The 13,662-nt window shown below is 33.8% G+C and carries 16 protein-coding genes; 14 read left to right on the forward strand and 2 right to left on the reverse strand.

Annotation, left to right across the window (positions count from 1 at the left end):
• The first annotated feature begins 173 nt into the window (after window positions 1–173).
• The 11 genes from ER639_RS08455 to ER639_RS08500 all read left to right on the forward strand — a co-directional run bounded on the left by ER639_RS08455 (window position 174) and on the right by ER639_RS08500 (window position 10,279).
• Window positions 174–1,679 carry an aminotransferase class I/II-fold pyridoxal phosphate-dependent enzyme gene (locus ER639_RS08455; RefSeq protein ID WP_164993401.1) on the forward strand — a complete coding sequence of 502 codons (1,506 nt, stop codon included), beginning with the start codon at window positions 174–176 and terminating at the stop codon, window positions 1,677–1,679.
• On the forward strand, window positions 1,676–2,101 hold the full coding sequence (speD, locus tag ER639_RS08460) for an adenosylmethionine decarboxylase (protein WP_129065353.1): 426 nt from the start codon (window positions 1,676–1,678) through the stop codon (window positions 2,099–2,101). The genes ER639_RS08455 and speD overlap by 4 nt, the downstream gene beginning before the upstream one ends.
• Before the next feature lie 12 nt (window positions 2,102–2,113).
• The gene (gene speE, locus ER639_RS08465; protein ID WP_129065354.1) at window positions 2,114–2,974 is read left to right on the forward strand and encodes a polyamine aminopropyltransferase; all 861 of its coding nucleotides are present in this window, start codon (window positions 2,114–2,116) and stop codon (window positions 2,972–2,974) included.
• Window positions 2,961–3,809, forward strand: coding sequence for an agmatinase (speB, locus tag ER639_RS08470; protein ID WP_129065355.1), 849 nt, complete (start codon window positions 2,961–2,963; stop codon window positions 3,807–3,809). Before speE ends, speB begins: the two co-directional genes overlap by 14 nt.
• Before the next feature lie 142 nt (window positions 3,810–3,951).
• Window positions 3,952–5,178, forward strand: coding sequence for an MFS transporter (locus ER639_RS08475; RefSeq protein ID WP_129065356.1), 1,227 nt, complete (start codon window positions 3,952–3,954; stop codon window positions 5,176–5,178).
• A 494-nt stretch (window positions 5,179–5,672) separates the two neighbouring features.
• Entirely contained in the window at window positions 5,673–6,203 is a 531-nt protein-coding gene (locus ER639_RS08480; RefSeq protein ID WP_129065357.1) for an accessory gene regulator B family protein, read from the forward strand.
• A gap of 2 nt (window positions 6,204–6,205) precedes the next feature.
• Complete coding sequence (locus ER639_RS12300; RefSeq protein WP_164993402.1) at window positions 6,206–6,343, forward strand: hypothetical protein; 138 nt, start codon at window positions 6,206–6,208, stop codon at window positions 6,341–6,343.
• A complete protein-coding gene (locus tag ER639_RS08485; RefSeq protein WP_129065358.1) occupies window positions 6,343–7,653 on the forward strand; it encodes a sensor histidine kinase in 1,311 nt (436 codons plus the stop codon). Before ER639_RS12300 ends, ER639_RS08485 begins: the two co-directional genes overlap by 1 nt.
• A gap of 9 nt (window positions 7,654–7,662) precedes the next feature.
• Window positions 7,663–8,385 (forward strand): LytR/AlgR family response regulator transcription factor, encoded by a 723-nt coding sequence (locus tag ER639_RS08490; RefSeq protein ID WP_129065359.1) that lies wholly within the window; start codon window positions 7,663–7,665, stop codon window positions 8,383–8,385.
• 177 nt (window positions 8,386–8,562) lie between these two features.
• Window positions 8,563–8,964, forward strand: a complete 402-nt coding sequence (locus ER639_RS08495; RefSeq protein ID WP_129065360.1) for a YolD-like family protein — start codon at window positions 8,563–8,565, stop codon at window positions 8,962–8,964.
• A gap of 166 nt (window positions 8,965–9,130) precedes the next feature.
• Entirely contained in the window at window positions 9,131–10,279 is a 1,149-nt protein-coding gene (locus ER639_RS08500; RefSeq protein WP_164993403.1) for an LPXTG cell wall anchor domain-containing protein, read from the forward strand.
• A gap of 109 nt (window positions 10,280–10,388) precedes the next feature.
• Here the strand turns inward: ER639_RS08500 and ER639_RS12305 are convergent, their stop codons facing one another.
• Complete coding sequence (locus ER639_RS12305; protein WP_164993404.1) at window positions 10,389–10,550, reverse strand: hypothetical protein; 162 nt, start codon at window positions 10,548–10,550, stop codon at window positions 10,389–10,391.
• A 126-nt stretch (window positions 10,551–10,676) separates the two neighbouring features.
• Between ER639_RS12305 and ER639_RS08505 the strand changes: the two genes are divergently transcribed.
• Complete coding sequence (locus ER639_RS08505; RefSeq protein WP_129065362.1) at window positions 10,677–11,051, forward strand: hypothetical protein; 375 nt, start codon at window positions 10,677–10,679, stop codon at window positions 11,049–11,051.
• 24 nt (window positions 11,052–11,075) lie between these two features.
• Here ER639_RS08505 and ER639_RS08510 read toward each other — a convergent pair whose 3' ends face one another.
• On the reverse strand, window positions 11,076–11,408 hold the full coding sequence (locus tag ER639_RS08510) for a PH domain-containing protein (RefSeq protein WP_129065363.1): 333 nt from the start codon (window positions 11,406–11,408) through the stop codon (window positions 11,076–11,078).
• 168 nt (window positions 11,409–11,576) lie between these two features.
• On the opposite strand from ER639_RS08510, the gene ER639_RS08515 reads away from it, so the two are divergent.
• Window positions 11,577–12,584, forward strand: a complete 1,008-nt coding sequence (locus ER639_RS08515; RefSeq protein ID WP_164993405.1) for an NAD(P)H-dependent flavin oxidoreductase — start codon at window positions 11,577–11,579, stop codon at window positions 12,582–12,584.
• 29 nt (window positions 12,585–12,613) lie between these two features.
• The gene (locus tag ER639_RS08520; protein WP_129065410.1) at window positions 12,614–13,648 is read left to right on the forward strand and encodes a C45 family autoproteolytic acyltransferase/hydrolase; all 1,035 of its coding nucleotides are present in this window, start codon (window positions 12,614–12,616) and stop codon (window positions 13,646–13,648) included.
• Window positions 13,649–13,662 lie beyond the last annotated feature (14 nt).

The raw sequence follows: 13,662 nt of genomic DNA on the forward strand, positions 1-13,662 counted from the left end.
TTAACAAAATATGCATTATCATAATTTATTTAATTTTAATGCAATTTTTTCTTGCAAGAAGTTTAGTAATACATTACAATTTGTTTGGTAAATATAAAAGAAGCAGTTATACAGAACAATTAGTTAAGTATAAACCTTATTTTATTATTGCAATTTGCATTAGAGGTGATTTTTTGATAACCACTCAAGGTTTAAAACCTTTTCAACACATTGATTTACAAAAGCATCAATTTGCACCTTTATATGATGCTTTAAACATATATGAATCACAGCAAGTAACAAGTTTTGATGTACCTGGTCATAAGCGTGGGATTGATAAAAGTTATCGCTTAAACGAGTACGGCATTAAAACGTTAAGACATGACGTGAATTCTATGCCACAACTTGATAACTTTGATCATCCAACATCAGTCATTAAAGAGGCGCAAAGTTTAATGGCAGATTTGTTTTTAGCAGATGCTGCTCATTTTTTAGTGAATGGTACAACGCAAGGCATTCAAGCCATGCTCCTTTCTGTTTGTAAACCTAAAGATAAATTGATTGTACCGAGAAATGTCCATAAATCAGTATTAAATGCGATGGCACTTGCCGACATCACACCGATTTATATTGTGCCAGAATTCGACACACAATTTGGTATTAGCCATAACGTCAGTGTGCAAACTGTGAAACAGACGATTGCACAACACCCTGATGCAAAAGCAGTATTTGTAATTAACCCAACTTACTTCGGTGCTGCCAGTCATCTAAAAGAAATTGTTGATTTAGCACATCAACACAATATGAAAGTATTGGTTGATGAAGCACATGGTGCACATTTAAGATTCTCAGATAAATTACCGATGTCGAGTATGGAAGCAGGTGCTGATCTTGCTGCAACAAGCTTGCACAAAACAGGCGGTTCATTTACTCAAACGAGTATCTTACTCGTTCGTGGTGATGAAGCACTGCAACATAAAGTAAAAAGTGTTATCAACATATTGACGAGTACTTCAGCTTCTTACTTATTGATGTCGAGTCTTGATCTTGCAAGACAACATTTAGCAAAAGACGGTAAAAGTAAAATCGAGCATGTATTAACACTTGTGGATGACTTTAAAGCTGAAATCAACAAAGTCCCTGGATTTCATATGTTAGATGAGACACATTTTGAAACAACTTATGATCAATATTTAGATCCAACGAAATTAACAATTTATATCGATCATCATATGCCAATCTCTGGTTTTGAAGTTTATAAATTATTACGCAGTGACTACGACATACAAATGGAACTTTCTGAACCGAATATGATTATGGGCATCGTATCCTTTATGGATAACGCAACTGAATTAAACACATTACTTGAAGCATTGAAAGATATTTCTAAACGCTTCTATCGTGTCAATGAAAATGATGTTTCACCAATGTTAAAGCAGCTTGAAATTCCAGAACAAAAAATGGGTTTAAGAGATGTATTCTATAGTGAAAAGAAAGCCATCAAATTACATGACGCACTTGGGAAAGTTTGTGCTGAAAGTTTAATGATATACCCTCCCGGTATTCCAATTCTCATGGCCGGTGAAGTCATCAGCCAAGATGTCATTGATTATTGGGAGTTTGTAAATAACCAACCAATCATTAAGATTGGTGCAGAAAATAAAAATGAAATTTATATTGTTGAGGAGAATGAAAAATGAAATTAACAACTTTAGGAAGACACGTATTTATTGAATATTACAACTGTGATAAAGAAATCTTGAAAGACCACGATACAATCGAAAGATTAATGAACGAAGCTGCACGTGTTGCTGGTGCAACAATTGTAGAAAGCTGTTTCCATACATTTAACCCATACGGTGTAAGTGGTGCGGTTATCATTTCTGAATCACATTTAACAATCCACACTTGGCCAGAATATGGTTATGCATCTGTAGACGTATTTACTTGTGGTGACACAGTAGATCCTTGGTTAGCAGAAGATTTCTTACAACGTGAATTAAAAGCTGAATTATCAGATTCAATGGAAATTGGTCGTGGTATGGCGGATAAAATTCACAAATACTCAAACGGTGAAATCGTTGTAGAATCATTCAAACCAATCGAAGTTGAAGTTAAATAAGGAGGATACATCATGTTAGATTTATGGTACACAGAAAATCATACAGACAACGTTAAATTTTCAATTAAAACTAAGAAACACTTACATTCAGAACAAACACCATTCCAACAAATTGATTTCTTCGAATCAGATGAATTTGGTACGTTTTTCACTTTAGATGGTTTAATGATGGTAAACGAAAAAGACGAATTCGTATATCACGATATGATCACACACGTTGCAATGGCAACTAACCCTAACATCAAGAAAGTATTAGTAATTGGTGGCGGAGACGGTGGTACAGTACGTGAATTAACACGTTACGCTTCAATCGAACAAATCGATATGGTTGAAATCGATGAGCGCGTTGTACGCCTGTCACAACAATACTTACCAATTACAGCAGGTAAATTAGAAGATCCACGTGTTACATTATTATTTGAAGATGGTTTAGCTTATGTGAAAAATAAAGAAGCTGGCTACTACGACTTAATCTTAGTAGATTCAACAGACCCAATCGGTCCTGGCGAAGGATTATTCTCGCATGACTTTTATAACAACTGTTTCCGTGTATTAACTGACGATGGTATCTTAATTAACCAACATGAATCACCATATTATGAAGGATATGCACATGAAATGAAACGTGCACATTCAAAAATTAAAGGATTATTCCCGATTACACGCGTTTACCAATTCCATATGCCAACATACCCATCAGGTCATTGGTTATTTGGTTTCGCTTCAAAATCATTTGATCCTTTAAAAGATGCGGATTTAGATGCATGGAACAAACTTGGCATTAAAACAAAATACTACAATACTGACATCCATACTGGTGCATTTATGTTACCGACATTTGTTAAGGAGATGTTAGCAGATGAAAGCAAATAAGCATGTTTATATGAGTTGTGAAGCATCGTTTGAAGATGCAACAACAGTCATCTATGGTGCCCCATTTGACGGTACAGTATCTAACCGACCAGGTACAAGATTTGCTGGAGACGCAATTCGTTCAGAATCTTATGGTCTAGAAACATATAGCCCATACTTAAACAAAGATTTAGAAGATGTGAATATTATCGATACTGGTGATGTGGATATTACAATCGGTAATAAAGTAAAAGTACTAGAAGAATTAGAAGATACAGCACGCACAATTTTAAACGCGAACAAATTGCCGTTTATGATTGGTGGCGAGCATTTAGTAACACTTGGCCCATTCCGTGCTGTACATGAAAAATATCCAGACGTTGTATTAGTACAATTAGATGCACATACAGATTTACGTGATGATTATATGGGTGAACCTTTATCACATGCGACTGTTGTTCGTCGTATTCATGACATCGTTGGAGATGGTCGTATTTATCAATATGGTATTCGTTCAGGTACGAAAGAAGAATTCGACTGGAGCGATACACATACAACGTTAGAAAAATTCACAATCAATACATTAAAAGACTTGCCACAAATCCTTGGAGATACACCAGTCTATGTCACAATCGACTTAGATTGCTTAGACCCATCTATCTTCCCAGGAACAGGCACACCAGAACCAGGTGGATTAACATTCCGTGAATTAGAACCTGCGTTTAAAGTCTTTGAACAATTAAACGTCGTTGCAGCAGACATCGTAGAATTATCACCACCATATGACCCAACAGGTGTATCTAATGCAGTTGCTGCAAAAGTTGCTAGAGAATTAATGTTAGCAATAACGAAATAATATATTACCACATGAACATTTTGTTCATGTGGTTTTTTATATTAATAACCAATCATTAATATATCCGCAAATAAAAAAAAGCTTCCCCATCCCTCTACTTTTTCCTCTATAATTAACCTATTACAATCTAAGGGGGTGCATCATGAAATTTAAAGATTTTCCTAAAAACGTTAAACTGCGTATCTTTTGTGGCTTTTTTGATCATGCCATTTCTATGAGTATTATGCCTTTTATGGTACTGTATATCGCAGATGAATTGGGTAAAGTGACTTCTGGTATTTTGTTATCCATTAACGTTATTTTTGGCTTGATTTGTAATTTAATGAGTGGCTATTATGCTGACCGCTTCAGTCGTAAAGGCATATTAATCTCTGGCCAAATCTTCTTTACTGTCTTAATCGCTTTAATTGCATTGTTTATTCATCCTAGTATCAATCAACCGTACGTTGTAACGATACTCTTTATGCTAACAGCAGTCAGCGGTTCAATGATATTCCCGGCGATGGATGCATTAATTGTAGACTCAACAACAGAAGCACAACGTAAATATGTATACGTATTTAATTATTGGTCTAACAACTTAGCGACAGCGATTGGTACTGCAATTGGTGGTTTATTTTATAAAGAACATCGCATGCTTTTGTTTATCATTATTATTATCATCTTTATTCTTAATACGATTATCTTTATGAAGTTTCTTGATGATCCTACAACAAGACGAGAGAAAAAAATCGTACATACCCATTGGGTACACGACTTGTTAAAAAATTATGCCATCGCATTAAAAGACTTACCTTTTGTGATGTTTACCATTGCAGTCGTATTTATCTATTCGGCAGAATTTGCATTGACGAATTATATCGGGGTGAGATTACATCATGAATTTAAACCAGTAGATTTATTTGGTGTACATGTGGATGGTGTGAGAATGATGAGTTTAATGCTGATTGAAAATACCGTCTTAGTCGTAACCATCACCTTCTTAATCAGCAAGTTAGTAGAACCATTCAATCCGAAGTACGTCATGATGGTTGGGGCCATGTTGTATGCAGGAGGATATGCAATTAGTCACGCATTAAATACCTGGTATTTATTGTTGCTTGCTGTATTGATTGCAACGATAGGAGAATTAATGTTCAGCCCAATCTATTCAGTATATCAAGCAAAACTTATGCCTGACGATCAACGTGCTAGTTACATTGCCTTTAGTTCATTAGGATTTAGTGGTGCAAGCTTAGTGGCCAGTTCCGGTTTAGTCATTGGGGCTTATACAGGGGATATCTTTATGGCAAGTTACGTATGCTTCCTAGGTATTATTGGGGTATGTTGCATATTTGTAGCGATGAACCTACATAAAAAACGCGCCTAAAATGGCGCGTTCATTCTATTAACCTGCAAATGTTGTGATAGTTTTTGCTAACCAAGTGATGAATCCTACGATAGCTTCAATGATAGCTGCAGTCATGTTCATTACCTCCATTCGATATTAATTATTCATGTGATATTTTGCGATTAGTACCTTGTGTCATGATGGTACTTCATTTTATTAACCAGCAAATGCTGTAATTGTTTTTGCTAACCAAGTGATAAATCCTACGATAGCGTTGATGATATCTGCAGTCATTTTCATTACCTCCATCCGTTTTTAATCACTCATGTGATACTTTTATTATACGCACCCTTTATCATCGTGGTGCATTTCATTCTTAACTTGCCGTTTTTCATTCATTTCTGTTATATTTTTAATATATTCTAGTTCAAAATTGTTACGTTTTAACACTTAGGAATAAAAATCCGACAGTTATGAAGGCTTTAACTTTTGCTAGATTATATTGCGTATAATGATTTTAGGAGGCAATATTGATGTATTCTACCCTTCAAGATCAATTTGATTTAAGTGACTTAGATGTTTTAAAGTTAAAGCGTGGCGTAAATATTGTTAAGAAGAATGTATTCTTAATGCTTATCATTTATGGTTTGAGTTTTTATTTAGAAGTTTTACTCTATACATTGATTATGCACTTAAGTTATTTTGTGATTCGTTTAACAAGTTTCGGTGCCCACTTACAACGTTTTATTTTATGTATGCTTTATAGTACATTAGTATTTGTAGGTTTGCCCTATTTATTGTCTAAGGTGATTTTACCTTTTTACTTGTTATTCGGTTTAATGTGTTTCAGTTTCATCCTCATCACGATTTTTGCACCTAGTCCTACATCGAAACACCCTATTGCAACAAAGCATCATGCAAAGTTAAAACGACAATCTATGTTCACTGCTTTTATTTTATGCATCATCGCCATGCTAATACCACGTCCCCTATCTCAAATGATGATTGTGGGTATTTGTATTCAATCCATTAGTCTTTTACCTATATTTAAAAAGGAGCGATAATTATGTCATTTTTCACAAGTATTTTATCAAAAGCGATTTCTGCATTAATTCATTTAGGTGATTTCAGCATCTTAAAAAGCTGCTACTTCTACTTTAATGAATCAGAACTTGACCAAGAATTATTTGAAAGTAAAAATTAATGATTCCATTTAGTTTTACTTTTTTAGAATCCATTCTTTTCATTACGTTTCAATGCTTTAGTTTTACTTTAGCAATGATGATTTTAGAAGATGTAAAGTATGATAAACGTGATTTAGGGCACATTGCTTGTTTCTTTGTAGTGCCCTCGATTGCGTTATTTTTTATCTTAAAGATTTTTGCGATTGTTTACTTTGTGGTTTATTTTGGCTATTTAAATCGTTCGAGAAACTTGATGCATAGTTTACTCAATGCATGTCTATGTATTATTATCGGTGTCATTTCTGATCATTTGTCTACTTTATTACTTTATTATGTGTTTCACAAATCAATATTCGATACACCTTTTTATTTTTTATATTTTATATTGTTTTTAGTATTTATGGTTTTATTTTCTTATTTATTCAAGCTTGGTACGACACGATTAAAACATACGAGTATGTTGTATGATAAGACATTTGTGATGATATTAATGATTTTCTTAAGTTGTAGTATTATTGCGTTTTATACATTGATTACTTTTGAATCACTAACGCATTTTGATAATTATAAACGCTTTGTTTTGTTCTTTTTAATGTATATTTTATTTAGTATTTTAATCATTGCGGTGTTATCTCGTTATTTACATCGTAACTATATGTATAAAAGAGCGAAAAAAGAAAACGAAGATTATTTTGAATACACGAAGTCATTAGAACAAATCAATCAAGAAATGCGTCAGTTTAAGCATGATTACATTAATATTTTGTCTACAATGACCAATTACATTCATACTAATGATATTGAAGGATTAACAGAATACTTTAATACAAATATTGTGCCGCTTAAAGCAGATATTGATTATCAGTTATTGCAATTACACGGCCTTGAAAAAGTGCATGTCACCCCTTTAAAAGGCTTACTCACAACTAAAATTATTCGCACACAAGAAGCGCATATCCCTTTATCTATTGAAGTGTCGGATGAGATCTTTGATGAAGATATAAATGTAGATATGATCAAATTATCGCGTGCCATAGGGATTATATGGGATAATGCAATTGAGGCATCTCAAAAAATTGATGATCCAAAAATCGATGCGGCCATTATTAAAACAGAGCACAGCATCCTATTTATTATGACCAATCGCTGTGAAGATAACTTACCTTCGATTCATAAATTGTATCAAAAAGGCTTTTCAACAAAAGGTAATGATCGTGGTTTTGGATTACTCACATTAAAAGAAATTTCTGCAACACTACCAAACATGTTTGTGGATACATCGATTAGCAATCATATGTTTATCCAAAAAATCGAACTGATTCATCAGTAGGAGGTCCATATGAAAATCTTTATTTGTGAAGATTCTAAAACACAATTAGAGCATATGAAAAAAATCATTACCAATTACATCACATTTGAACAAAAAGATATGAGCATCTATTGTGCAACAGGCGACCCTAAAACGTTAATCGAAGCGGTTAAACAAGCAAATGACATTGGTCTCTACTTTTTGGACATCCATCTTGGCACTGAAGAAAATGGAATTATGCTAGCTCAAGAAATTCGAAAATATGATCCGATTGGAAGTATTATTTTTGTGACGAGTCATAGTGAACTCACATATTTGACTTTCGTATATAAAGTCGCTGCGATGGACTTCATCATTAAAGATGATTTCGATAACTTACAAAAGCGCGTGATTGAATGTTTAAATGTTAGCTATGAACGCTTAAGTCACCTTGCCAATACGGATTACGTTAATAAACTAGAAATCAAATCAGGTAGTCAAACCCTATTTGTCGATTACGATGATATCATTTATTTTGAATCTTCACCGAATCCACATCGTATCATACTTCATTTGACGAACCGCATTATTGAGTTTTATGGCTCTTTAAAGGATTATGATAATTTAGATGAGCGCTTTTTTAGATGCCATCACAGTTATATCGTGAACAAAGATTACATCAAATCGGTAAATAAAAAAGAACGCATCGTTAACTTTACGAACGGTGAAACTTGTTACGTATCTATTCGCAACATTAAGAAGCTGTCATTTTAAAATGATGACGCATCCTTTAATCCATCATAAAGCACCGAGCATCCCTAAAATCACATTTTTATTTTGGAGATGCTCGGTTTTATTTTTAATTTTATTTTATATTTTTTTCATCAACTTCCACTTGTAAAACAGAACGTATGTTCGTATACTTAAATTAATGAAAGTGAGTTGATACGAATGATACATCCTATTTACGGTGAATTAAACTATAAACGACGTCCAAAAGACACTTTAAAACGAGATATTCCAAAAGGTCGTGGCATGATTAAATGGGCACCATTTGCTACAATGCCGCAACAATATGAATATATACAATCACAAATTAAAAACCAAAGCAAAACGGAGCGCTTAGAACTTTCAGAAGATCGTTTAGAAGAAATCAACCAAACATTACACATTGCCATCAATAACAATCAAGCGGTGTGTATTGAATATTTTCATGATGGTTGGATAGAAAGTGTTGAAATGATGATTGAGAAGATTGACCAGTGGGCCATGCTCGTCATTGGTAGTATACGCCCTTCGAATCAAACATGTTTTATTGCATTTTTAGATATATGTAATGTGACACTACTTTAACAAATGTAGGAGATTATAAGTTCAAAAAAGCGGTTTTCATCTCAAATTTGTAACAATGTAATCACCTTTATCAATTGGTTAAATTTTTTGTAAAATTTTAGTATTTATATAGTACAGCTTTATGTTTTATGACATAATAAAATCAAATCACAAAAAGGAGACGAAAATGAAAAAAATCAAAACAGCAATGATGACCCTCCCATTACTCATGATGTCATTACCGACACATGCTGCATCCAAACCACTTGTGATTGCATTTGATGATCATAAAGTACATTCATTTGAAATCATCAATCACAATAAAACAGAAATATATACAACACTAGATGACGGTATCCGTGTTTTAAATATTGAAGATGTTAACCAAATTAAAGTTGATGATGTAACTTATGATGTTACACCGACAAAAGTCAATCATATTCATTTAAAGGCTGATAATGTTAAAGAAGTTAAAAAGGATAACGATAGCAGTGTAGAGAATAGTGATGTAAGTCATCAAGATAAAAAAACACATTCAATTACTCTAGATATCGTGAATGAAGACTATACGCCATTTCAATCATTAAATGTATCTAATAATACTGAAGATAAAAGTACCGAGGCATTAACGGCTGAGGAAAAAAAGGCAGAAACAACTAGTGTTGAAGAAGTCGATACGAATGATGAAGCTACTGATGTATTGTATTTATTCAAAGATGGTGAATTCGTACAATCTGCTAAGATTGAGACTGCTAAGGTCCAATTTGATGATTTAGAAGCTGATGGTCATTATACTGTTTCACAAGATGTATCTGGTGAAGATGCAAAATCAGTAGAAGTTGATACACATGTCCATTTCATTATGGAAACTCTAGATACTAAACATGAAATCACACCGATTACCCCATCTCAAGAAGGTAAACGTACAACGATCCAAAGATTATATAAACCAAATTCATCAACTGAAGATGAAGCAGATAAAGACAATAAAGAATCAACAAAAAAAGAAATCAAAAGTACACATCAAAAAGAAACAAACGTTAAAAAACCTCAAGTGAAGGTTGAAAAACCAAATGTTTCTCCTCTAAAATCATACAGCAGTAAGCCAGTCGTTACAGATCCAGATGATCGTGTGGCTTCTAGTAGTTCAAGTAATAGCGATAACGCATCAAGTGGACAACCGGTTGAAACACCATCAAGTGAAAGTGCGTCTTCAGAAGAATTACCATCAACAGGTGAAGCGATGAAAACATTACTTCCTATCGCTGCAATCATTGCATTAGGTTCAGGTTTATTATTGTTATTTGTAACAAAAAGAAATAACAATAATCATTAGATATAACAAGATACAATTAGGTAGTTATTATATAATGTACAATGCACAAATAAATATTAATAAAAAAATTGAGTGAAACACATTCGTTCCACTCAATTTTTTATAATATTTACGCATTTTCTGCTTCGATTTTAGCAACGATATCACGTGTACGACGTTCGATATCTTCGAAATCCTTTTTGAAACTTACGAAGAAGAATGCGATACTTGCTGTAGCGATAATTGATAAAATTAAAATAAATAGGAATAGTCCTTTTAAGAAACACTTCATCTTAACGTCCTCCTTACTTCTTTTGACTTATTCTATCACACAATAAGATTACAAACACGAATAATACCTTGCACTTTTATAATTTATAGATATAATAAAACAGATAAACTAATTAAGGAGGATACGATGCCACACGTACATTTTCTTGCCGCATGGCAAAGCAATGATATTGAAACAATCAAATCAATAGTAGCTAAAGATATCAAAACAAATATCGTGTATCAAGATGGTACTGAAAAATCATTATCTTATGATGATTTTGTTGGCCTATTGAAAAAAAGACTCGATGCCGTCGATTTAAATGATCGTGAATGGCAATTCGATGTGCTCTATAAAACCGAACGATGTAGTGCAAATATTGTCGTAATCAAAGTTGCCACAGGCGATTTGAAATTTACACAATCTCCAACCGGTGCACTTTGTATTTTCACATTTGATACAGTCGTTGATAAACGCCAATTGGTTCGCGCATATATTGAACTTGATGTTACGAATAAGTAATATCAAGTTTTTTTGTTATTTTTTCTAATTTGTTAATTGATTGTAAGCTTCAACAAAGGCTTTTGCGCTTCTTTTGTCGACTTGATTAAAGAGTATGCTGTCCCCATTTTTCAAATAAATCACAATGCGGTAAAAAATAATGACCGTACCACATTTAACTTTACTGATTGCTTCTAATTCGAATGAATTGTCTACTTCATAGCCATGTAACCCACCACTTGCTACCCAAAAAATACGTTGATTGGTCAACACGATAAACCCTGGATAACTTTGAGGTGCTTTATGTAATTGCATTGCTGCTTCTGTTTTATTAATAACTTGTTCCCCTTGGCGTAACTGTGAATCAATAATACTCATATAATCCCCTCAATTCTAATATTTGTCATTTATTATATCACAATCATTCTGATTTAATAGTCTATTTTAAAGTCATACATTTGAATAAATTTATGATTGTATTTTTTAACTGTCATATTTTTTGGCAATGTGCGCTACTTTGATTACAATAAAGTTGAGGTGATGCAAATGAAACTTCCAATACAATTTCCAATTATTCAAGCACCGATGGCCGGCGGGATTACTGATGCAAAATTTGTAAGTACCATCAGTAACTATGGTTGTCTTGGTGCCATTGCAGGTGGTAATTTATCGATTGAAGCACTTCAAGAAGAGATTCAAGCAGTAAAGCAACTGACAGAAAAGCCTTTTATGGTAAATTTGTTTGTACTCGATCATCATTACAAAACTATTGAACAATTTGAAACTGTAAAGACACACCTAAATGAAATTGAAAAGGAACTCGGTATTCAAACAACCTATGAATATCAAACGTATCCAACGACAGAACAATATGTTGAGCTTTGTATTCAAGAAGCGGTTCCTATTGTGAGCTTTACATTTGGCTTACCAGACATTCAACTTATTCAACGATTGAAAAAGAACGGTATTATTACAATTGGGACTGCGAATAGTGTTGAGGAAGCAATTAGAATTGAAGAAGCGGGAATGGATTTCGTCGTTTGTCAAGGTTATGAAGCCGGTGGACATCGTGGTGGCTTTTTAAATCAACCAAGTATCGGTTTATTTGCCCTACTCCCTCAAGTAAAGCAATCTGTTTCTATACCGATCATTGCAGCAGGTGGCATTGTAGATAATAAAACCATTCAAGCTGCCAATATTTTAGGTGCAGATTATTTCCAAATGGGGACACGATTCTTAAACACGTATGAATCTATCGCAAGTGATATTCATAAAAATGCGATTTCACAAGCAATAGAAACTGCAACCGTCGAAACTGATAAAATCACGGGTAAAACTGCGCGTGGTATTCGAAATGATTTAATTGATCAACTCAAAAAATATGACGTGCCGAATTACCCTGTCATGCATCAAATGACAAAACCGATCAGAAGTACAAGTAAAGCACAAAACAATTCAAATTATATGAGCATGTGGGCTGGTCAAAATATCAGACATATGAAAACAATGCATTTAAAAGATGTACTTAACCTCGTTACCGAAAGCTTTAAATAAGGATGATAAAAATGAGTGAATCAGAAATAATACAGCACGTCAAAAGTGACATTACCTATTTTAGCGGCAATCATTATGACTTTGGGCTATATCAAAGTGAATGGATTAAACAAACATTGATGATGAAAAATAGAGAAAGAGATTGGCGTATTAGAAGACCTCGATTTGATATCGATGTAGAAGCAACTAAAGCCGCATACAATCAGTTTGCACCGTATATATGGGACGAATTAATGGGCTTACAAGATGGATTGAAAATGGATTTACACAATGTCCTATTAAACTTTGGGCACTACCGTGTTTACCAGAAACCAAGTGGCTGTTCAGTATTTACGACCGAAGATTATCTTGTTAGAAATTACGATTATCATCCTTCAACTTATGATGGTCGCATCACATACTTTGAACCAACAGATGGCGGCATACCTACATTAGCACCAGTAAGCCGAATTACTGGTCGCATGGATGGCATCAATCTTCAAGGACTCGCCATGGGATATAACTTTATGCATCGCAAAGTCCCTGGAGACGGCTTTGTATGCTTTATGATTGGTAGATTAATATTAGAAACGTGTGATTCTGTAGAGATGGCTGTGGATTTATTAAAGGAAATCCCACATCGTGCAAGCTTTAGTTATATATTACTAGACAAAAGTGGTGTAACAAAGATTGTAGAAGCGACACCAAGAGATGTGATTGTAAGAGACCATCATTACTGTACTAACCACTTTGAAGTATTAACACATGAGAATAGACGATATTTAGAAGAATCACAATCAAGAATGCATCATTTAACCAACCAAGTAAATGATACACTCACTTTAGATGAAGCATTTCATATTATGAATCATCCTGATAAAGGCATCTTCTGTGATAATTATGCAAGTTGGAGTGGTACGATTCATACTACTGCATATGAACCGAAAAAGTTAGCCATGCATATCACATTAGGACAAGGCAAACGTTATACACTATCATTGAAAGACTTTCATCAAGGGAAACTCCCTGAATTTACAGCCATCGAAGGCACACTCAGAACACAACTTACATTTGCCAGTGAATAATAAAAGACTGGGAC

The sequence above is a fragment of the Macrococcus sp. DPC7161 genome, assembly GCF_004117835.1.
GTDB lineage: Bacteria > Bacillota > Bacilli > Staphylococcales > Staphylococcaceae > SDSC01.